General features: G+C 70.5%; 18 protein-coding genes. 6 read left to right on the top strand and 12 right to left on the bottom strand.

The window, feature by feature from the left end; all coding sequences use genetic code 11:
- The first annotated feature begins 115 nt into the window (after positions 1–115).
- The 4 genes from GNZ18_RS29915 (at position 116) to GNZ18_RS29900 (ending at position 6,057) form a co-directional block, all read left to right on the top strand.
- Entirely contained in the window at positions 116–3,589 is a 3,474-nt protein-coding gene (locus GNZ18_RS29915; protein ID WP_156219971.1) for an AAA family ATPase, read from the top strand.
- A 97-nt stretch (positions 3,590–3,686) separates the two neighbouring features.
- Complete coding sequence (locus GNZ18_RS29910; RefSeq protein ID WP_156219970.1) at positions 3,687–4,829, top strand: MinD/ParA family ATP-binding protein; 1,143 nt, start codon at positions 3,687–3,689, stop codon at positions 4,827–4,829.
- Positions 4,826–5,152 (top strand): hypothetical protein, encoded by a 327-nt coding sequence (locus GNZ18_RS29905; RefSeq protein WP_156219969.1) that lies wholly within the window; start codon positions 4,826–4,828, stop codon positions 5,150–5,152. Before GNZ18_RS29910 ends, GNZ18_RS29905 begins: the two co-directional genes overlap by 4 nt.
- A complete protein-coding gene (locus tag GNZ18_RS29900) occupies positions 5,149–6,057 on the top strand; it encodes a DUF6177 family protein (RefSeq protein ID WP_312874835.1) in 909 nt (302 codons plus the stop codon). Before GNZ18_RS29905 ends, GNZ18_RS29900 begins: the two co-directional genes overlap by 4 nt.
- Here the strand turns inward: GNZ18_RS29900 and GNZ18_RS29895 are convergent.
- The 10 genes from GNZ18_RS29895 to eccD all read right to left on the bottom strand — a co-directional run bounded on the left by GNZ18_RS29895 (position 6,034) and on the right by eccD (position 14,801).
- Positions 6,034–6,537, bottom strand: a complete 504-nt coding sequence (locus GNZ18_RS29895) for a hypothetical protein (protein ID WP_156219968.1) — start codon at positions 6,535–6,537, stop codon at positions 6,034–6,036. The two genes, GNZ18_RS29900 and GNZ18_RS29895, sit on opposite strands and share 24 nt — an antisense overlap.
- Before the next feature lie 110 nt (positions 6,538–6,647).
- Entirely contained in the window at positions 6,648–7,010 is a 363-nt protein-coding gene (locus GNZ18_RS29890) for a YbaB/EbfC family nucleoid-associated protein (RefSeq protein ID WP_156219967.1), read from the bottom strand.
- Between the two features lie 45 nt (positions 7,011–7,055).
- Entirely contained in the window at positions 7,056–7,736 is a 681-nt protein-coding gene (locus GNZ18_RS29885; RefSeq protein ID WP_156219966.1) for a hypothetical protein, read from the bottom strand.
- 36 nt (positions 7,737–7,772) lie between these two features.
- Complete coding sequence (locus tag GNZ18_RS29880) at positions 7,773–8,075, bottom strand: hypothetical protein (protein ID WP_156219965.1); 303 nt, start codon at positions 8,073–8,075, stop codon at positions 7,773–7,775.
- 39 nt (positions 8,076–8,114) lie between these two features.
- Positions 8,115–9,293: a S8 family serine peptidase gene (locus GNZ18_RS29875; protein WP_173390922.1), complete on the bottom strand. Its 1,179-nt coding sequence runs from the start codon at positions 9,291–9,293 to the stop codon at positions 8,115–8,117.
- Between the two features lie 1,439 nt (positions 9,294–10,732).
- Positions 10,733–11,185, bottom strand: a complete 453-nt coding sequence (locus tag GNZ18_RS29870; RefSeq protein ID WP_156219963.1) for a DUF2563 family protein — start codon at positions 11,183–11,185, stop codon at positions 10,733–10,735.
- 29 nt (positions 11,186–11,214) lie between these two features.
- Positions 11,215–11,508, bottom strand: a complete 294-nt coding sequence (locus tag GNZ18_RS29865; protein WP_156219962.1) for a WXG100 family type VII secretion target — start codon at positions 11,506–11,508, stop codon at positions 11,215–11,217.
- Positions 11,509–11,542: 34 nt separating this feature from the next.
- Positions 11,543–11,857 (bottom strand): WXG100 family type VII secretion target, encoded by a 315-nt coding sequence (locus tag GNZ18_RS29860; RefSeq protein ID WP_173390921.1) that lies wholly within the window; start codon positions 11,855–11,857, stop codon positions 11,543–11,545.
- Between the two features lie 218 nt (positions 11,858–12,075).
- On the bottom strand, positions 12,076–13,437 hold the full coding sequence (gene eccB, locus GNZ18_RS29855; protein WP_156219960.1) for a type VII secretion protein EccB: 1,362 nt from the start codon (positions 13,435–13,437) through the stop codon (positions 12,076–12,078).
- Positions 13,413–14,801: a type VII secretion integral membrane protein EccD gene (gene eccD, locus GNZ18_RS29850; protein WP_312874834.1), complete on the bottom strand. Its 1,389-nt coding sequence runs from the start codon at positions 14,799–14,801 to the stop codon at positions 13,413–13,415. The genes eccB and eccD overlap by 25 nt, the downstream gene beginning before the upstream one ends.
- Positions 14,802–14,953: 152 nt before the next feature.
- Between eccD and eccCa the strand changes: the two genes are divergently transcribed.
- A complete protein-coding gene (gene eccCa, locus GNZ18_RS29845; protein ID WP_446678411.1) occupies positions 14,954–18,949 on the top strand; it encodes a type VII secretion protein EccCa in 3,996 nt (1,331 codons plus the stop codon).
- Positions 18,950–18,964: 15 nt separating this feature from the next.
- Here the strand turns inward: eccCa and GNZ18_RS29840 are convergent, their stop codons facing one another.
- Positions 18,965–20,119 (bottom strand): S8 family serine peptidase, encoded by a 1,155-nt coding sequence (locus GNZ18_RS29840; RefSeq protein WP_173390920.1) that lies wholly within the window; start codon positions 20,117–20,119, stop codon positions 18,965–18,967.
- Between the two features lie 173 nt (positions 20,120–20,292).
- On the bottom strand, positions 20,293–20,601 hold the full coding sequence (locus GNZ18_RS29835; protein WP_156219958.1) for a hypothetical protein: 309 nt from the start codon (positions 20,599–20,601) through the stop codon (positions 20,293–20,295).
- 178 nt (positions 20,602–20,779) lie between these two features.
- On the opposite strand from GNZ18_RS29835, the gene GNZ18_RS29830 reads away from it, so the two are divergent.
- On the top strand, positions 20,780–20,962 hold the full coding sequence (locus tag GNZ18_RS29830; RefSeq protein WP_156219957.1) for a hypothetical protein: 183 nt from the start codon (positions 20,780–20,782) through the stop codon (positions 20,960–20,962).
- The last annotated feature ends 43 nt before the right edge of the window (positions 20,963–21,005 follow it).

The raw sequence follows: 21,005 nt of genomic DNA, 5'->3' as shown, positions 1-21,005 counted from the left end.
CCGGCGGCGTTCGCGCACCGTCACCTCCGATGCCCTCCTCCGCAAGCGCCGCCCCCGAGCCCGGTGGACGCTCTAGTCTGTTCGCACCGGGTTGTGTGCTTTAGAGGGGAAAGCGGTGCGGCTGCCGGAGAATCTGGAACTGCTCGTCACCGATGAGCCCATCCTGGACCTGTACTCCTTCGGGCCCTGGCGGGTGCCGGACGGGCTCTACGACGACATCCGCGCCCGCATCGACAAGCTCGTCGCCGACCCGCGCTGCGCCGAGCTGACCACCGACCAGCACTCGGTGCTGAGCACGCCCGCGCCGCTCGTCGTCGCCGAGCTGGTGCTGGACGTCGACTTCCTGTGCGGCGCGGCGGCGGTCAACTCCGGCACGCACTCGCGCCTTCAGTACCAGTTCTTCGGCCGCTACCACCGCGAGCCCCGCGAGCCGCTGCGGACGATCAGCGACTGGGGCGTCACCAAGGGCGGGTTCCGCCCGCTGGAATGGCTGGAGGAGGCCCCCGACAAGGACCTCGCGCTCGGCCTGGCCCGCGACGCGCTCGACGTCCTGGAGGGGCTGGAGCCCGTCGAGCAGCGCCGCCAGGCCATGATCCGGCTCTACGAGGACCCGCCGCCCGGACTGGACATCAACGCGCCCCTGCCCGACCAGCGCGCGCTCTGGACGGCCCACGCCCCCGACGACGTCGTCGCCGTCCTGCCGGAGCTCGCGGGCCCCATCGGCTATCTGGAATGGGTGTGCTCGGGGCTCCTGGCCGTGCACGAGCACCTTCTGGAGGTCGCCCCGCACGAGGAGTCGGTGGAGGAGATGCTCGTCCACCTCCTCCTCCAGGGCGGCCTGGAGCAGGTGCCCGTCGAGCTGGCCGCCGCCGTCACCGAGGACCGCTACGGCGAGCTGCTCGAACGGTTCGCGGCCGAACGCGCCGGGTTCAAGCCGCACCCCTGGTACACCTCCACCCGCGCCTGGCTCGGCCGGGCGCTCGGCGCGGGCGCCATCGAGGCGTGCCGGGGCTGGCTGGACATGGCGATGCGGTTCACCGGCGCGGCCCAGGGCTTCCCGGACGAGGCGCAGATCCCCGAGCCCGAGTGGATCCCGGTCGGGGAGTTCGAGGAGGACGTCCGGCGCCTGTTCACCCCGCGCCGCCGCATGGTGAATCCGCTCGCCGCCGGTGTGGGCAAGGGGCCCTCCACGCGGGCGCGCCGCGTCCGCAAGGCCGACGTCGGCTCCGAGCTGGTCGGGCAGCCCGACGTGCTCGCCGCCCTGGAGGACGTCGCGGGCGGGGACGCGCCCGTCCGGCTGATGCTGGTCGGCCCGGACGGCACCGGCAAGCGCGACGCCGCCCAGGAGATCGCCCGGCTGCTGCGCGAACGCCAGGTCACCGAGCCGCCGCTCTGGCTGGCGGGCGACTTCTTCGCCGCCAAGGAGGTGTCCGCCGCGACCACGCACCTCTACAACGACGCCCGCGACTCCGCCGGGCACCGCCTCATGGTCATCGACGGGCTGGACGACATGTCCCGCGACGTCCGCAGCGGCGAGGCCATCCTGGAGGAGCTGCACCGGGCCCTCGACGTCCACGACGACCTGCATGTGGTCGCGCTCTGCGAACCCGGCGGGGACGAGCGGATCCGCGAGGTCAACCCCGGGCTCGCGCTGCGGCTCCAGGTCGTCCCGACGCACCCGTTCACCGCCGACGGGTACACCGAGCTGTTCAACCGGGCGCTGCAACAGCGCGGGGCGCGCGCGCACAAACGCGCGCTGACCGCCGCGGGGGAACTGCTCGTCCGCACCCCGCCCGTCCGGAACCTGCGCAACGCGCGCCTCGCGCAGCGCCTCGCCGACGTCGTCGTCGAGGGCGTCCGGGAGCGCACCGAGCCCGGCGAAGAGCTGGTGGTGAAACGGCCCGACGTCCCCGCCGCCTTCGACGCGTCCGGATCCCCGGGCGACCCGCTCGCCGAACTCGCCGCGCTGACCGGCCTCGACACCGTCAAGCAGGAGATCGAGCTGCTCGTCGCGGGCGCCGAGGCCGCCAAGATGCGCCGCGAGGCCGGGCTGCCCGCGCCCGTCCCGCCCGCGCGGCACATGGTCTTCACCGGCAACCCCGGCACCGGCAAGACCGTCGTCGCGCGGCTGCTGGCCCGCATCTTCAAGGACCTCGGCCTGCTGTCGTCGGGGCACCTCGTCGAGGCGTCCCGCTCCCGGCTCGTCGGCCAGTACCTCGGCGAGACCGCCGTGAAGACCCGCGCCGTCGCCCGGCAGGCCGTCGGCGGCGTCCTGTTCATCGACGAGGCGTACGCGCTCACGCAGAGCGGCATGTCCGAGGACTACGGGCCCGAGGCCATCGCCGAGCTGCTCAAGGTCATGGAGGACAACCGCGACGACCTCGTCGTCATCGCCGCCGGATACGAGCGCGAGATGCAGCGGTTCGTCTCCTCCGACCCCGGGCTCGCCTCCCGCTTCCCGCACACGATCCGCTTCCCCGACTTCACCCACGACGAGCTGCTGGAGATCTTCACCGGCCAGGCCCTCGCCACCGGCCTCGAACCCACCCCCGCCGCCCGCGCCAAGATCTCCGGCCTGCTCCGCAAGGCCCCGCGCGGCCGCTCGTTCGGCAACGCCCGCGTCATGCGCAACCTGTCCGAGCGCGCCACCGTGCTCCAGGCGCGCCGCGTCACCGCCAAGAAGCGCGCCACCCCCCAGGACCTCGCCACCCTCCTCCCGGACGACATCCCCGACAGCCTCAGCGGCACCTCGCGGGTCCTGCCCGCCACCGACCCGCTCACCGAGCTGGACGCCCTGGTCGGCCTCGCCGACGTCAAGCAGGAGGTGCACCGCCTCGTCGCCGAGGCCCGGGGCGCCGAGCTGCGGCGCGGCGCCGGACAGCCCGTCGTCACCCCGACCCGGCACATGGTCTTCACCGGCAACCCCGGCACCGCCAAGACCACCGTCGCCCGCCTCGTCGCGTCCGTCTACGGGCGGCTCGGGCTGCTGTCCTCCGGCCACCTCGTCGAGGTCTCCCGCGCCGACCTCGTCGGCCCCTACCTCGGCCAGACCGCGCCCCGCGTCCGCGCCGCCGTCGAACAGGCGCTCGGCGGCGTCCTGTTCATCGACGAGGCGTACGCGCTGGCCGGCGACATCTACGGGCAGGAGGCCGTCGCCACCCTCGTCCAGCTCATGGAGGAGTACCGGGGCGACCTCGTCGTCATCGCCGCCGGATACGAGCGCGAGATGACCGCGTTCCTCACCGGCAACTCCGGCCTGGAGTCCCGCTTCCCCAAACGGCTGGCGTTCCCCGACTACTCCGACACCGAACTCGTCGCGATCTTCGAGCGGCTCGCCGCCGCCGAGGGCCTCACGCTCGCCCCGGACGTCCCCGGACGTCTGCGGACGCTGCTCCACGCGGTGCCGCGCGGGCCGTCCTTCGGCAACGGCCGCCTCATGCGCAACCTCCTGGACGCCGCCATCGCGGCGCAGGGGCAGCGCCTCACCTCCGGCGACCGCCCGGACGACATCGAGATCATCACCCTGCGCGCCGCCGACTTCCAGCCCGCCGCCCCCGCCTCGGCCGAGGCCGTCGGACTCTACCTCTGACCCCGCCTCACACGTCCGGTCGAAACCGCTCTCCCTTTTTCCTGACTTGTCTAGACTCGTCTCGGCCGACTGATCTCGCGGCGCTGGAAGGGGACCGGTGACCGATCGCGACTGGCAGCGGGCCGTCCTCCACGACCTCGGCGGTCTGGAGTCCGGCCTCGTCGCGCCGTCCCCGCGTCCCGCCGCGCTCCCTGCGGCGCCCCAGGTAGAGAGCCCATGGACGGCCGCCCTCGCGGCCTCCCAGCCCCCGGTGCCGCACCCGGCACCGGCGGTCCCCCAGCCGCCCGTCCCCGCACCGGCACCGCATCCCGCACCGGCGTCCCCCCGCGTCCCGGCCCCCGCCCCGCATCCCACACCGGACCCCCGCCCCCGGGAGCCGTCGGAGAACACCCCCGCCCAGGAGAGCGCCCCCCGTCGGACACCGGGCCCGCGCAGGCCCGTCGGGCCGTCCTCGGCGGCCGGCGAACTGGAGTGGGTCGGCGCCCAGCTGGGCGCGCCCGTGCCGTCCTGCCGCCGGATCGCGGTGACGAGCGTCCGGGGCGGCGCGGGCAAGTCCACGGTCGCGGCGCTCGTCGCCGGGATCATCCGCCGGCACCGCGCCGACCGGGTCGTCGCGGTCGACGCCGACCCGGGCCTCGGCTCGCTCCCCCTGCGCGCGGGGGCGACCTCGCCCAGCTCCCTCCGCCACCTCGCCGCCGCGCGTCCACGCTCCTGGGAGGAGACCGCCGCCCACCTCGGACGCACCGACGAGGGCCTCTACGTACTCCCCGCCGCGCCCGGAGGAGCCGTCGCGGGAACGCTGGACCACGCCCTCTTCCAGCAGGGCGTGGGCAACCTCAGCCGCTACTTCTCCACCGCCGTCATCGACTGCGGCGCCGGCCTGTCCGACGACCTCCAGCGCGGGATCCTCGCCGAAGCGCACGCCCAGGTCTTCGTCACCCCCGGAACCGTGGACGGAGCCCTCAGCGCCCGCGCCGCCGTCAACTGGCTCGCCCAGAACACCGGCCTTCTCCCCCGGACGGTCATCGCCCTGGTGGCGCACGCGCCCAACCCGGGCACGGACGTGAAACGCGCGGTCCAGATGCTGAGCGCGGGCGGACTCCCCGTGGTCTACATCCCCTTCGACCGCCACCTCGCCGCCGGGGTCTCGATCACCCCCGAGCGCGTCGGCGCCGCGGCGCACACCGCCGCCGCGCGGATGACGGCCGCCGCCTTCGCCCGCGCCCTGGCCGTCCGATGAGCCGCGAGCTGGTCGTCCTGTCCCAGGAGGAACCGGACCTGGACGCACTGCCCGCGCTGGTCGCCTCGTCCGGCATCCAGGGCCTCGACGTAGGCGGCCCCTACATCTTCGACTCCCACGACCGCCTCCTCCTACGCGTCCAGGACGCGACGCTGATCACCGTCCCGGGCGAGGTGGAACGGCTCCTCTCCGCCCCCGCCCGGGAACCGGTCTGGTGGGTCGAACTCCACGCCGCCGCGTCACCTCCCGAGGCCTTCCACCTCGCGCGGCACTGCGCCCGCGAACTCGCGACCCGCCACAACGGCACGGTATGGGGCCAGTGAACGAAACCCGGGGCGGCGCCGACGCCCTCACACCGCACTCCATGGTCGTCCTCCGGGACCGACCGGTGGTCGCGCTGAGCCCCGCCCTGGCCGAGGCCCTGGCGGAATGCGGCCCCCGCGTCCTCCAGATCGTCACAAGCCCCGCCAGCCGCCTGACCATTCCCCTCCGCACCCTGGCGGGGACCCCGAAAGCGACCTGGGTGGTCGCCCCAGGCGACGGCTACTACGAGGGCCTCACCGGCCGCCCGATGCGCTGGGACGGCACGGCCTTCACCCACGTCCCCGACGCGACCGACTACGCCCCCACCTACAAAACCCGCCCGTCGGCACCCCTCGGCTCCCACCTGACCCTGACCTTCCAGGCCCGCCCCGCGGAAAACCCAGGCGCACAGATCGAGCACCTCCTCCACCTCATAACCGGCCACCCACCCCTGGGCTGGGGCCCCACCGAACCCCTGAAACACCCCTGGAAGGGCCCCGACCTACCCCGGGCCCCACACCTCATCCTCACCGGAAAAAACGCGATAGCCACCCTGAATTTCTCCGGCGAAACCGAAACGACAACGCTGGTGGTCGCCTACCCTCCGTCCACCCGTCCCCCCATAACCGACCTCCCACCGCTGATCGACGCCCTCACCACCAAAACCCCGATCACGGCCCTCATGGCCCAACTCTCCCCGGGCCGCCCCGACCTCACCACCGAACCCCGCTGGTCAGGCGCCGCGTCCCCGATCGGCCTGGCCGCCGCCGGCGCCCGCACGGGCCCCCCGGGCTTCACCCGCCAACGCCTGGGCCCCCCGTCCGCCCCCCTGACCTGGTTCCCCCTAGGCGACGGCCGCTCCCCCGACTACTGGCACCGCCACCACCAACTCCTCACCCACCTAAACAACCCCGCCCACACCTGAATCTTCAGCCATCTGCCGCAACCGAGCGGCGACCGACGCCTCAGGCGTCTCGGCTCCCCGCCCGGTGCCGATAGCCGCAGCAAGCGCGAGCAACTGCTCCCCCGGCAACACCTTGTACCGAAAATCCCTGTTGCACAACAACAAGTTGACCGAACGCCCCTCCCCGCCCGCAGTTATTTTCAACCGAGGAACCACCGGCCCGGCCAACCCAACACCCGAGAACTCCAAACCGATCCGAGCAACCGAGAGATCATATTCGCGGTCACGCACGATCCCACGCCGCCACAAGCATCTGCCATCCAGCCAGAACGATCTACGATAGGCAAAATATAGCATACCGGCGATGAAAACGAAAAATACCACGAGCGTTAGAATCAGAAGGGCAGCGATAGCATATTTGTCGTCGCCGATGAGATCAGCTGCAAGATAGAAGCCGGCGACCTCGACCGCAACAGTACAAACGGAATTGAAAATCCACACGACCCACCCACGAGCCCCTGGGCCCGTTGAAAGCCTTACGACTCCTGGTCGAACTTCCGACATTCCTTCTCCATCGAAATTTTATATGGGGAACTTGAAGGGCGCCCTCTCTAGGCGCCGTGCGGCCCGCGCCTAAAATCGTCCGCCTCGTCGATAAGCTCACTCACGAGATCGGTCGCACCCTGCATCAATTGCCCAAAAGAGTCGTTTCCAGTGATCTGCTGGAGGCTTTCCAGATGCATACCGGCCGCACCACTGATGGCTCGGTTCAAAGTTTCGAGAATGTTGCGCGCCAGTCCGGCACTGTTCGGGTTTCGATAGATTTTCGGATCTATCTCCAACCCCACGACCTGTCCACTGGCGACCGCGGTCATCTTGATCATCTTATCGGCGGAGGTGGCGACGAATGGACGTTGACCGACTTCCAGGATCAATTCCCGGAGGCGGTGTGCCTGCTCAGACTCATCGTACATTGTTCATCCGTTCATCGCTGGCCGGTCCGAACCGAACGCCGAGACCTAGACTCCGTCGGGCTCGTGGATCGAGGAAAAGCCCTTCACCCGACTGAGGTTCGGCGGGTCCGGCGGCGTCACCTTCGCCAGGCTCTCTCGACTGACAAGTTTTTTCAAGTTTTCAAGCTGCCCATTTTGCGCGCTCAGCAGCGACTTCTGAATATTCGCGCGGTTGACCAACCATGTGAGGAAGCCGGTAATGAAGGCAATGAGGAATCCGAGGCCGATCGCCGACGCCGCACCAAGCGAGAACGCAGATCCCACCACCGCGCCAATAATCCCGGCGGCGATGCCGGCGGCAACCTCGCTTATCTTCTCCTCCGTGTCGTCCTTCGCCTTCTGGAGAGCCTCGCCAACCGCATCCAGGTGCCACGAGACACCCCGAACTGCCGCCTGCTGGTCCTGGAGAAGCTGAATCATTTTATTCATGTAGGTCTCGAACCCAGCCGGGACATCCCAGTTGGCGAGAACGACGCTCACATGCGTTCTCACCTCCTCGATGTGCGCGGTAAGGTGATCACTGGCCCGCCACCATTCATCCTGGGTAGGCCTGAGAAGTTTGGGATCAGGCGTGGTCATAGGCCTACTCATTTGCGACGGAGGCGCCTGTCCAACCATTTGAGCAGCCGCATCTATGAGTTCAATACCATGCATGCCGAGAAGTTTCTTGACATCGCCGACCCCCATGAACTCTTCCTTTCTGTTTCGATAACGGCGATGCAGTCAGCTCGCCAACTTCTTCTCTATTTCTCGATAATGATCGGCTGCCTTCGCGATGGCGTTGCCGGAGTCACGAAGGCCGGCGTAGGCGGCTTGAAGTTGTTTGCTGAACTGCGCTCTCGCATCCTCGTAAGCCCGTTCCATCTCCACCCTTATCGGATTCTCCCCGAAGGCCGCCGGGTTCAAATTCAGAGAATCTATTCCGAACTTCGTCTTATTCACGTCGTTGGCCAGGTCGGGTAGCGCGGTCCGTCCCAACGCCTGCAGACGATTGATGTCCCTGACCCAAAGGCGATGCTCACTCACAGTGCGCTCCCATGCTGTGAAACCTCCAACTACCGCAACTCACAGCTCCCTGCCGCCCCTAAAACGACGACGCCGAACAAGAATTGCCCCGGCCATTATTAGGGCGACTCCCAAAACCATGACCATCAAGGACCACCAGGGCAGGCCGCCGCCTCCCGATTTACGATAGTCCGTAGCTGTCGTCCTAATCGATTGTTTCGATGGTGAAGGATTTGTACCGCCTTTCATCTGTGCCGGAGGAAGCCTGCTGTAGACCGGATTAGGGGCGTCGGACGCCACGTTCGCGGTGAGGGCCAGGTAGGGGATGATCGCGCCGTAGCCGGACCTCTTGTCCCAGCCCTTGGGGCCGACGTCTTTCGCCGTGGCGAGGATGCGTTGGACGATCTGGCGTCCCGGCATCCGCGGGTACCGGGCGCGCATGAGCGCCACCACGCCCGATGTGAGAGCCGTGGCCTGGCTGGTGCCGTTGCGATCCCAGTCGAAGGTTCCGCGTTTGCTGATCGATCCCACCGTTACGCCGGGAGCCGCGATCATCACATTGTCGCCAGGGGTGCTCTTCGTCCAGATCTTCAAGTAGGCGTCCACGGCGCCCGCGGTGAGCACACCTGCGCAGTTGGCGGGATAGAACCCCGATTCGGCCACGAAACCATCGTTGCCTGCGCCTGCGACGATCACGACATCGTGCTGTGCTGCATATTCAACGGCCCGCTGGAGGTCATCTGGGCAGGACGATCCATCACTTACTGCCGAAATATTGATGACCTGAGCGCCGTGATCGACCGCGTAGCGTATGGAACGCGCGTAGGCGAGCCCCCCGGCTGTAATGGGAAGGATCCGGCTCTCCGGGGCGATCCCCATCATTCCGGTTCCGCGTCCCTGCCCGGCGATCAAGGCGGCCATGGCGGTCCCATGGCCGCCGAGTTCACTGTCTCCATCCTTGCGGCCGTCTCCGCCGCCGGGACCGTTGTAGGTGGTGCCCTTGAGGACCACCCCGTCGAGGTCAGGCAGTCGGGCTTCCACGCCGGTGTCCACGACGGCGACGACGACTCCTTTTCCGCGCGTCACGGGCCAGACCTTCTCTTCGATCTCCCACGCGTCGAACCACCATTCCTCTGAACGCGCTACCGAGGACGCGGCCCTGACAGGCGCCGCGTGAGTTGAGACCAGGGCGATCACGCCCGTCAGCGCAATCGCCGAGCGAATCGTTCTCGTGTGCACGATCTGACAGCCCCTCAGCGACCGTTGCCGGTCGGTTCTCCGATCACCCTCGGGGCGACCCCCTCGTGCTCGCTCCACACGTCCTCGTCCTCGGTCAGAGGGATGCTGCGCTCGCGCGAAGCGGCGGTGCGGCCAGTACCGGCTCCCATCGGCATTCCGAGTCCGGTGCGTGTCCCTCCCGGCTCGCCGACACCTGCCGTTCCCGGCCGCGATGCCGTCCGACCACCGCCGGACGGGCCGGCGCCGATCACTCCGCCGGGTGCGATCGCCCTGGTTCCGAGCCCTTCGCCCAACGCGCTGTTCAGACCGGGCAGGCGACTCGACGTCCCGGTGGCGCCGAGCACCCCACCTGCCCGTGGAACTCCTCCACCGCCCATACCGGCAACCGGCAGATTGCCGCGTCCACCGGCCGGGGACTGACCGACGGCGGGGCTGGTGCCTCGACCATTGGGCGCTGTCACTGGATTGGTGGGGATCGTCGGAAGCGCTCTCGGCGGGAGCGGAACGCCAAGTCCTCCAGGAAGGGGCGGCCCGGCTCCTCCACTGGGCGGGGAGCCCGGCGACGCGACCGTTGGGGGTGGTACGCCCGGACTTCCCGGGCCGCCGCCGGTGCCGGATGGTGACGGCTGGATTCCCTGGAGATCTGAGGGACCGGCGCCCACCTGGCCACCCGGCGCTGGCTCACCGCCGGGTCCCACGCCTTCCAACGTCGGGAGTCCTCCCGGCGTCCCGCCGGCCTGACCGAGAGACTGAGCGGCACCTCCCGCAGCTTCGGGTCCATCGCCTCCCATATGTCTCGCAGGAGCGCCACCTGCGGAAGACCCGGGAACTCCGGCGCCGGAGGTCGCCCCCGGTGCTGAGCCGCCACCGATCGGGTCTTCGATGGGGCTCATCAGATCGAGTGGGATGTTCGGTGGGATCTGGGCGAAGGCGGAGGCCAGGCCGGAGTTTGTCTTGGCCAGGTGCTCCTGGGCCTGTTTGTCGGCGGCCTGGCTCATCATCGGGCCGGCCGAGGCTCCGGACTGCGGTAGCACTCCCAGGGGGCCGGGGGCGGGGATATTGGTCTGTGCGTTCCGGATGGTGCCTTCGGCGCTCGCCATCGCCGTCTCGAACCGGCTGCTCGCCTTTTCGAGCGCGCTCGCCGAGTCGGTGAGGGCGCGTAACTCCTTGGCGCTGAGCACCTGCGCTTCGCTCGTCCACACCGCGTTGAGGCGGTTCGCGTGGGCGCCGAGCGCCTGCTGGACACGCTGGAACACCGGACGTGCCTGGGCGTGAGCTCTTCCGAGTTCCTGTAGCGGCGCCACGTTCGCGCCCTGGAGGTAGGCGACGATCGTGTCGTGGTCGTACTGCGCCGGGTTCCCGTGCCCGAGGGCGCCCTGCCGGAGTTCCTGCTCCTCTTTTCTACGCCCCATGATCCCTTCCAGTCACGCGTCGTGGTGTCACTGCTGCTGCCACGGCTTCACGCCGGAGGGCGGACGGGGGCGGCGGACGGTGTGCGTCGCCTCTTCCTCCGCCTTGTCGAGGTTGGTCGCGGTGCGCTCAAGCCGCTTGATCACCTGGTCGTAGGCCGCGCAGTAGGCGTTGACGGCGGCGACCATGTTCTCGTGCGCGGTGTCCAGTCCCGAGCCGAGTTCGCAGGCGACGTCCCAGCCGCCCACGCGCCCGGCGACGCGGGAGCCGCCCTGGAGCAGGCTCAGTGTGTTCTTGAGGTCGGCGAGGTCCTTGCCCATCTCCCGCGCCACCTGGCGGATCTGCTCGCGGCGATGGGCGATGGTCCCGGCGCCGGGCGGCGTCCGGTTCAGCGAGACGGGAGCGATGGCGCCTGCGGGTCCGGAGTCCGGCCTTGGGAGTGGTGGGGACGTCGGGTCGTCGGGCTGATCCCGGGGGGCCATGGTGGTCTTCTTCCCTGTGCGCGGACCGGCTATGTCCACATGGCGGTGTTGGAGCGTTCGGCGCCCAGGTGGATGTCGTGGGAGTCGCCGACGGCCGTGCCCATGCCGGACACGGCGGCGGCCATCCGCTGGGCGGCCTGCTTCCACTCGCGTGACTTCTGCTCGTAGGCGGCGCGGGCGTCGCCGTCCCATTCGGCCAGGTTGGCGCGGACCTGGGCGTCGAGCGTGTCGAGGGTGGCCTGGTAGCTCCTCAGCGCCTTCATGAAGTTCGCCTGCGCGTTCTGCATGCCGCCGAAGTTGACGTAGGTGTATTCGGTGCTCACGGCATCCTCCAGTTCTAGCGGTCGGGTGGGCCGGTCAGCCGTTGACGAGGCCCTTGAGGCTGCTGACCCGGGCGGTCTTCTCCTGCTCGGCGCTCTCGTACTTGGCCTTCGTTCCCACGAGCTTCTCGTGGATCACGCCCAGGTCCTTGAGGACCTTGGTGAACTCGGTTTCGAACATGTTGTAGACCTGCGTGAACGCGGCGGCGGACTCGCCCTTCCACGCGCCCTGGAGCTCGGCGTGGTGGGCGTTCAGCTGGCCCTTGATCTGACCGATCCGGCCGTGGGCGTCCTGGACCTTTCCGGCCGCCTGCTGCATGTGTTGCCGGTTGACCGATGAGTGGTTGGTCATCTGTGGCTCTCCTCGCGCGTCGGTCCCTGTGCGCGTCACGACGAGCGCTCGCGCGTGCCGATCGAATTCCTTGATCGATACGCGACACACCCCGTGACTGCGAGCAAAGTACAGCGTAGGGAAGGCGTGGTTGGCATGTCTATGCAATACCTTCGGGAGCGCCATTGCGGCTCGTCTTATATGTGGGCTTGCTCAGTGTTTGTTTCTCCATGTGCTGATCATCTGGCCGGAACCGGACGCAGGGCGTTCGCGCCGGTCAAGGTCGGCCCTTTTTTGAACAGTTGTAGGAGATTTGTCGGAATTGGAGTGGCCTTGGCCGGGGAGTAGCCCAGTTTCGCGATGTCCTCCGACGTGGGCACGGGATAGCGGATCCCCTGGTCGGTTAGCAGGGCGAAGGACTGCGGGGGCCGTCCCCTGGCGGTCAGGACGCCCACGAAGGAGCCGCCGCCCGGAAGCAGGACCTGGTCCAGGTTCGAGGAGGTGACACTCGGGGCGGGGAGGGCGCCGCCGACGGTGAAACGGGCCTCGGTGGACAGCCTCGCCGCGTCCTTGTAGATGGCACAGAGCGGCTGCTGAGCCTCGTACGCCGCTATACGCGGCGGAGACTCCGGCAACGCGCGGTTGTGGAGGTTGGTCCGGGACGGCCTGGACGCGGCGGCGGCCGGGGTGAGATCGCGGGGCGCGGCGGCGCCGGGCACGTCCAGCAGGAGCCGGGCCTGGGTGGCAGAGATATCCGAAAGGCCGTCTGGGAGTTGCGCGTACCAGCGTTCGGGGGTGCCCGCCACGGAAGGCACCCGGAAGATCTGCCCCGCGGGCGTCAGGGCGCCGTCCGGCCCGGGGAAGCGCTGTCCCCGTCGGGGGATCGACGGGGCCGTGAGGTCGAGCCCCTGCGGGAGGCCGTTCAGCCAGCGCTCGCTGACGGGCACCGGCGGGTCGGCGCTGAGGACGCGGGCCGTCTCCGGCGTCAGCCGCATGCGGGTGTTGTGCCAGACCAGCCAGTTCTGGGTGCCGCCTCGCACGACCACGCCCTGCGTGTCGTCCAGGGGGCGTCCGCCCACGTCGTGGCCGCCGACGAGGGACACGGTCCCGCCGCGGACGCAGAGGGACCAGGTCTTCGGCCGTTTCCCGGGGTCGGGCAGTGACTCCGGGGCATCCGGTATGCCGGCGAGCGGCCCCCTCGCGTATTCGGCGAGTGACCGGGAGGAGACGAGCTTGCGATGGATCTCCGTGGTGGGCATGGCGAGGCGGGCGGAGGCGTAGTTGAGGAACGGGACGAGTTTGCGCGTCTCGGGGTTGTAGGCGTAGGTCGCCCCGGTCTCCTTCTCGATGATGAGGACGCCCGGCCGTTCCAGGTTGCGGGCCCCGCCCTTGAACAGGAGCCCCGCGATGCCGAACCCGGCCGCGACGAGGACGACGACCATGACGCCGCAGAGCGCGCCCACGCCGGTGCGGCGGAGCGGGGACTCGGCGGCGCTCGGGCTGCCCTGCAGGAGCGCCAGCGCGACGCGCTGGGTCATCAGGCGGTGGGCCTGGTAGAGGTCCTTGCGGGTCTGCATCAGCCGGCCAGCCCGCGCAGCCACGCGTAGAGGCCGAGCTCCCCCACGGCCAGGGGGAGCAGGCTGATGATCAGCATCATGTCGGTGATGTCGGCCGCGCGCCCCCAGAACGGCGACGGCTTGCGGACGGGAAGCCGGAGCGCCATCACGATGATGACCGTCGCCGCCAGGGCGATCGGCACGATCACCGTCAGGAGCGTCCTGGCCGGTGACGCCGCGCCGGCCTCGCGGAGGGCGAGGACCGCGAGGCCCGCCAGCCCCGACCCGAGCATCCACAGGCGCTGCGGAAGGCTGTGGAAGACCCGGGCGCGCAGGAGGAGCACGAGCGAGACGCAGAGGCCCGTCGTCCTCGGGAGCCATCCGCCGGTGGTGAGCAGGAGCTGGGGGGCGATGCCGACGATCGCCACGGCGGCGACCAGGGCCGTGGTGAAGCGGTCGGCCTCGCGGGTCCGGCGGAGGAGGGAGGGGCCGTCGAACGTCTGGGCGTTGCGCAGCTCGTCGGCGTTCTCCGGGACGGGCGGGAGCGGGAGCCGGGCCAGCCGGAAGGCGAGCGACGGGATGAAGGCGGTCATCATGAGGCAGAGGGACGAGGCCAGGGCGGCCATCCCGGACGGGGCCAGGCCGGCGCCTTCGACGAGGGCGGCGGAGACCAGCCCTAAGAGCGCGGTGAGGGCCACGCCCAGGAACAGGGGAAGGCCCTCGATGATGCCGAAGGCGGCGAGGACGGCGGTGAGGGTCACCGCGCCGAAGGCCGAGAGGAGATGCGGGGCCCCCAGGTCCGCGAGGTCCACAGGGCGGGCCGGCGCCAGCAGCCCGCCCAGAAACGCATACGGAAGGGCGCTGTAGCCGAGTGCGGCGCCCGCGGACGAGTCGCCCATGGCACGTGACAGGACCACCCCCGAGACGACGAGCACCACGGCGATGACGCCGGACGCCGCGGCCGGCAGCCCCCACGGCGGGCCCGCGAGGGTGAGGGCCGCCGCGCCGACGAGGAGCACGGCCGCGCCCGCCGGCAGGCCGAAAGCGCGGGTGGTCTCGGGGCGCCAGCGGTCGGGGCGCTCGTTGATGCCGGTCGCGACGACGTCGGCCACGTCGTCGAAGGTGACCTCGGGCAACTGGGCCAGCCCTGGCCGCAGATAGAGGATCTCGCCGTCACGGACGGTCTGGGCCGCCAGGGACTGCGACTCGTCGAGGGGCGCCTCCTCCAGCCGCTGGAGCACCCAACCGGAGTGGGCGACCCCGGCGTCGGCCAGCCGCTGCCCCGCGACCTGCAACAACGTGGGGAGCATGTGCGAGAGCGGGACGTCGGCGGGCAGGGACAGATCCAGGCGCCGGTGCGGCGCGATGATGATCACGCGGCATAGGTCGGCCCCCGTCGTGTTATTCACGCGACCTCCGATCGTTCGTTGACCGATCACTCACTACCAGTAAGAAGCGTTGTCCGCCACTCGCCAGAGGACAATTGATCCGCGCCGCCTCCGGGCCTCCGCACTAGGATGGCCCGTCGTTGACCCGTGGTCGTGAGGGACGAAGGGAAGCGGTGGTGGGAACCGTTCTCGTGCGGCGGCCGGAAAGGCGGCCGCCGCCGCGGATACCCGAGGGCGAGATCATGTTGGAGCCGCCGCCCGAAGTTCCGGAGACCATTAACCAGGGTTTTATGAACGCCCTGATGTACCTGCCAATGGCGGCCGGCGGCGGCGCCATGGGCCTCATGTTCATGGGAGGCGCCGGTGGGACCGGTGGCGGCAACCCGCTCATGTGGGTGGCCGGCGGGCTGTTCGTCCTGTCGATGGTCGGCATGGGTTTCGGGCATGCCGGGCAGGGCGCGGGTGAGCGCAGGCAGCGGCTGAACGGCGCGCGGCGCGACTACTACCGCTACCTCGACCATGTGCGGGGGCGGGTGCGCAGGGCGGCCGCCCAGCAGCGGGAGGCGCTGGAGTGGAGCGGGCCCGACCCCCGGTCGCTGTGGTCGCTGGCGATGAGCCACCGGCTGTGGGAGCGCCGCCCGGCGGACGAGGACTTCGGGCAGGTCCGGATCGGGCGCGGCCGGCAGCGGCTGGCGCTGGAGCTCGTCGCCCCCGACACCAAGCCCGTCGAGGACCTGGAGCCGATGTGCGCGGGCGCCTTGCGGCGTTTCCTGCGGGCGCACTCGACCGTTCCCGACCTGCCGGTGGCCGTGTCCCTTCCGGCGTTCGCGAGGGTCGTGGTGACCGGTGGGCAGGAGGCCGCGCGGGCGATGGCGCGGGCGGCCGTCGCGCAACTCGTCACGCTGCACACCCCGGACGACGTGCGCCTCGTCATCTGCGCCTCACGCGAGCGGATGCCGCAATGGGAATGGACGAAATGGTTGCCGCATTGCCTGCATCCGAGCATGCAGGACGCGGCGGGCCCGGTGCGGTTGGCCGGTCACTCGCTCGGGGCGCTGGAATCACTGCTGCAGGAGGAGCTCAAGGACCGTCCGCGCTTCTCCCCCGGCGCCGACACACAGCACATGCCGTTCTACGTGGTGGTCGTCGACGACGGGACCGTCACGGGCGACTCGCAGATCGGCGCGGACGGCATCAAGGGCTTGTGCGTCATGGACCTGAGCGGTTCGGTCGCGCCCACGTCCAGCGCGACGATGCTCCGCCTGCATGTGACGGACAACGGGCTGGAAATGCTGGAGCGGGACCACACCGGAAAGGACGTGCCCAGCGTTCTCGGTGAAGCCGACCGGTTCGATCCCGTCCAGGCCGAAGGGCTCGCGTTGAGGCTCGCGCCGCTGCGGGTCGGGGCGGCGGAAGAGCCCGAGCAGAACGCGCTGGCGGGAAATCTCACGCTCACCTCGCTGCTCGGGCTGGGCGGCCCCGACGACGTCGATCCGCGGTTCACCTGGCAGCCGCGGGCGCCGCGCAACCGGCTCCGCGTTCCGATCGGCGTCGACTCCGCCGGCCACCCCGTCGAACTGGACATCAAGGAGTCGGCCCAGGGCGGAATGGGACCGCACGGGCTGCTGATCGGCGCCACCGGTTCCGGAAAGTCGGAACTGCTGCGCACGCTGGTGCTGGCGCTGGCGGTGACCCATTCGCCGGAGACGCTCAACTTCGTGCTGGTCGACTTCAAGGGCGGCGCCACCTTCCTCGGACTGGAGCGCTTGCGGCACGTGTCCGCCGTGATCACGAATCTGGAGGAGGAGCTTTCGCTCGTCGACCGGATGTACGACGCGCTGCACGGCGAAATGGTGCGGAGGCAGGAGCTGCTGCGTTCGGCGGGCAATCACGCGTCGCTGCGCGATTACGAGCGGGCGCGGGAACAGGGCGCCGCGCTGGAGCCGCTTCCGACCTTGTTCGTGGTGCTGGACGAGTTCTCCGAGCTGCTCGCGGCCAAGCCGGAGTTCGCCGAGCTGTTCGTCATGATGGGACGGCTGGGCAGGTCGTTGGGGGTGCACCTGCTCCTGGCGTCCCAGCGGCTGGAGGAGGGGAAGCTGCGCGGGCTCGACTCGCACCTGTCGTACCGGATCGGCCTGCGCACGTTCTCCGCGATGGAGTCCCGGGCGGTGCTGGGCGTCCCGAACGCCTACGAGCTGCCTCCCCAGCCGGGGAACGGCTATCTGAAAGTGGACGTCAACGAGATGGTCCGGTTCAAGGCCGCCTATGTCTCGGGGGCGGTGGAAGAGGAAAGCGAATCGCGGTTCCATGGGAACGCCCATGGGGCGCCCCGGCGGATCCTTCCGTACAGCACCGCCTTCATCCCTTCACCAGGCCCCGCCCACCCGGGCCCGAGGGAGACCCGCGTCGAGCGGGATTCCGGCGAGACCCTTTTCAAGGCGGTCATCGACCGGCTCGCCGACCACGGCCCCGCGGCGCGGCGGATCTGGCTGCCCCCGTTGGACGTGCCCCCGACGCTCGACCGGCTGCTGCCCGCGTTGGCGCCGACGCCCGAACACGGCCTGACACCGCCCGGGTGGACGGGGCGGCGGCGCCTCGCCGCCGTGGTCGGGGTCATCGACCGGCCGTTCGACCAGCAGCGCGATCCGTTCTGGGTCGATCTGTCGGCCGCGGCCGGGCATGTCGCCATCACGGGCGCGCCGCAGACCGGCAAGTCGACGATGCTGCGTTCGCTCATCGCGTCCCTGGCCTTGTTGCACACGCCGGAGGACGTGCAGTTCTACTGCCTGGACTTCGGCGGGGGGACGCTGGGCGGCCTCGCCGGTCTGCCCCATGTGGGCGGGGTGACCAACCGGCTCGACGGCGACCGGGTGCGCCGGACGGTCGCCGAGGTGACCGCGCTTCTCGAACGGCGGGAGCGCGAGTTCGGCGACCAGGGGATCGACTCCATCGCCATGTACCGGCGGCTCCGGGCGACCGAGCGGATTCGCGGGGACGGATACGGCGACGTCTTCCTCGTGGTGGACGGCTGGATGACGCTGCGCCAGGAATACGAGGCGCTTGAGGACGTCGTCACCGACCTCGCGGCGCGGGGGCTCGGATTCGGCGTGCACGTCGTGGCGACCGCCGGGAAGTGGTCGGAGTTCCGGATGGGCATCCGGGACGTGTTCGGCACCCGGTTGGAACTGCGGCTCGGCGATTCCTACGAGTCCGAGATCGACCGGCGGCTGGCCGAGAACGTGCCGGAGGGACGGCCGGGGCGCGGCCTGACCCGGGACGGCCTGCATTTCCTGGCGGCGCTGCCGAGGCTGGACGGCCGCGGCGGCACCGACGACCTCGCCGAGGGCGTCGCGGGGATGGTGAGGGCCGTCGACGCCGCCTGGCAGGGGCCGCCCGCGCCCCCGGTGCGGCTGCTGCCCGCCGTCCTGGCGGCGGAAGATCTCGCGAGCATGCCGGGTGTCGGCGGGGAGCCGCGGGCCGGATGGCGCGTCCCGATCGGCATCGACGAGGCGGCCCTCGCCCCGGTGTGGCTCGACTTCGGCGCGGACCCGCACTTCGCGGTCGTCGGCGACACCGAGTGCGGGAAGTCCAACCTGCTGCGGCTGGTGGCCGAGGGGATCGTCGCGGGCCACCCGCCCGCGGAGGCCAAGCTGATCTTCATCGACTACCGGCGGACGCTGCTGGACACGGCCGACACCGCGCACCGGGTCGGCTACGCGGCGTCCGCCTCGGCGGCGTCCGACCTGGTGGAGGATCTGGTCGACGCGCTGAACGACCGGCTTCCGCCGCCCGATCTCGCCCCCGAGCAGCTCCGGGCCCGGTCGTGGTGGAAGGGCTCGGACATCTTCCTGATCGTCGACGACTACGAACTCGTCGCCACGGCCGGCAACCCCGTCCTACCGCTGCTGGACCTGCTCCCCCAGGCGCGGGACATCGGCCTCCACCTCATCTTGGCCCGGACCATGGGCGGTATGGGCCGCGCCCTCTACGAGCCGGTCATCCAGCGGCTGAAGGACATGGCGGCGCCCGCGCTCGTCATGTCGGGGAGCAAGGAGGAGGGGCCGCTGTTCGGCGAGGTCCGTCCCGCGCCCCTGCCACCGGGGCGGGGCACGCTGGCCGACAGGCGCAACGGCGCTCGCCTCGTCCAGACGGCCGCGCTGGACTCCTGACGGCCGGCCGCCCGGTCAGGACGCGCCGATGCCGCCGCGCCCGGAGGGTGGGGGAACGGGCTCGTCCTCGTCTCGCGGGACGGAGATGACGGCCTTCCCCGGCCGCCAGCCGCGGCGCCGCCCGAGCGGGAGGACCACGCCGCAGAGCGCCGCCAGCGCGGCCAGGCCCAGTGCGCCCGCCGCGAGCACGACGGCCCGGTCATGCGTCCTGCCGTCCTCGGGTGGGGACGCCACGAGCCTGGCCGGGCGCGGGGAGGGCTGCCGGAGCGCGGTGCCGGCCGCCTCTTCAGGGATGAGCGCGGTCACCGCCTGCACGGGGTTCACCATTCCGCTGCCGGTGGCCGTTCCCGTGTTCCCGTCCGCCGTCGTGAGGATCCGGTGGACGACCTGGTCCTGGCGGAGCAGCGGATGGCGTGCGCGCACCAGCGCCGCGGTGCCCGACACATATGCGGCGGCATAGCTGGTGCCCTGGGCCTGCGGGTTGAAGCCGCCGTTCGGCCAGGGAACGGTGATCCCCTCGCCGGGCGCGCCGACGTCCACGCGGGATCGGAGGCCGGAGCTCTCCACCCTCTGACCGTCCTCGCCGAGCGAGGCCACGGAGACCACGCCCGGGTAACTCGCCGGATAGGAAGGGCCTTCGGCGCCGTCCGGGGTCGTTGTGTTGCCCGCGGCGGCGACGATCACGGCGTTTCTTCCCTGCGCGTAGCGGACGGCCTGTTCGAGCGCCGGTGAGTCGCCCGCCGCTATCGAGATGTTGATGACGTCCGCTCCCGCGTCGGCCGCCTCACGGATCGCCCTGGGGAGCCGTTCGCCGCCCTTCTCCTCATGGTCGCCGTTCTGCTGTTTGTAGACGAGGAGCCGGGACGCCGGGGCCACGCCGGTGAGCGGTAATCCGCGCGCGGAGAGGTCCCGGCCCGCGATCAGCGCGGCCACACCGGTGCCGTGGCCCGCGCAGTCGCGGTCGCCGGTGCCGGTGAGGTCGGTGGAGCGGGCGACGCGTCCCGCGAGCATCGGATGGGTCGCGTCCGCGCCGCTGTCGATCACGGCGACGGTCACGCCCTCGCCGCGCGTGAACGGCCAGGCCCGCTGGAAGGCCAGGCGCCTCTGCGCCCACGGCTCGGAGAAGGGGGCCCGGTTCCCGCGCGGCGGGTCGCAGGGGGCCTGCGTCACGGGGGATGGCGATGGGGGGCGCGGGGTGCCGGACGGAGAGGGGGGCGGTGCGAGCAAGGGCATCGCGAGGAGTAATCCGGTGGCCTTCAGTTCGATCGCGCGCATCGTCCGCTCCCCGGGCACTCGTGGGCCCGACCGACTGTAGGGGAGCTTTACAGGGGGCGCACCGATTGTTAGGGGCGGGGGCGGCGGGTTTGCCACAGGCGGTATGCCAGGAGGGCTGTCGCGAGGGTCGCGCCTGCCAGGAAGCCGGTCAGGAAGTTGGATGGGGAGTGGCCGGGGGAATGGATGATCCAGCCTGTGCAGACGGCGATGACGAACAGGGTGTAGCAGGTCGCGAAGACGTAGAGGCGTTTGCTGGGGGGGAAGCGGCGGGGCGGGCGGTCGGCGGGGTCGTCGTGGTCCTCGTCGGGGAGGGACGTGATGAGGCCGGGGGGCGCCTCGTCCTCGGGGGCGGGGTGGCGCGCGAGGTCGTCGGTCATCGGTCTCTCCTTGGCGGGCACGGGGGCATTGAAGGCGAGTCCCGGGGTAGGCGCAAACCAGCGCTAAACGGAACGATCACTCGGAATACCGGGGCAACCTTTGCGGTTGCAACTAGTTGTGCCGTCCAGTGTGATGGGCGGCACATCACGTCCACCCACGACCCCCGCGGAGGCGACCATGCCCAGCAGCATCCTCAGGCCCCGAGCCGGCAACGGGCGCGCACACGTGAAGACGACGTCGCTGCGCGCACTCGCGGTCGCCGCACGGCTGGAACGCGAGCACGCCCCGGAGGGCCCGCCGGGCCACCGGAGCGGCCGGGCGGACGGCGGCCCCGAGCGGCTGACGCCCGACCCGGCCTGACGACCCGCGAGCCCCCGTGTGCTTCCAGGAGCGCACGGGGGCT

The sequence above is a fragment of the Actinomadura litoris genome (genome assembly GCF_009733595.1).
Lineage (GTDB): Bacteria > Actinomycetota > Actinomycetes > Streptosporangiales > Streptosporangiaceae > Spirillospora > Spirillospora litoris.
Note: the sequence above shows the minus strand (reverse complement) of the source record. Positions and strands in the feature narration are given on the sequence as shown.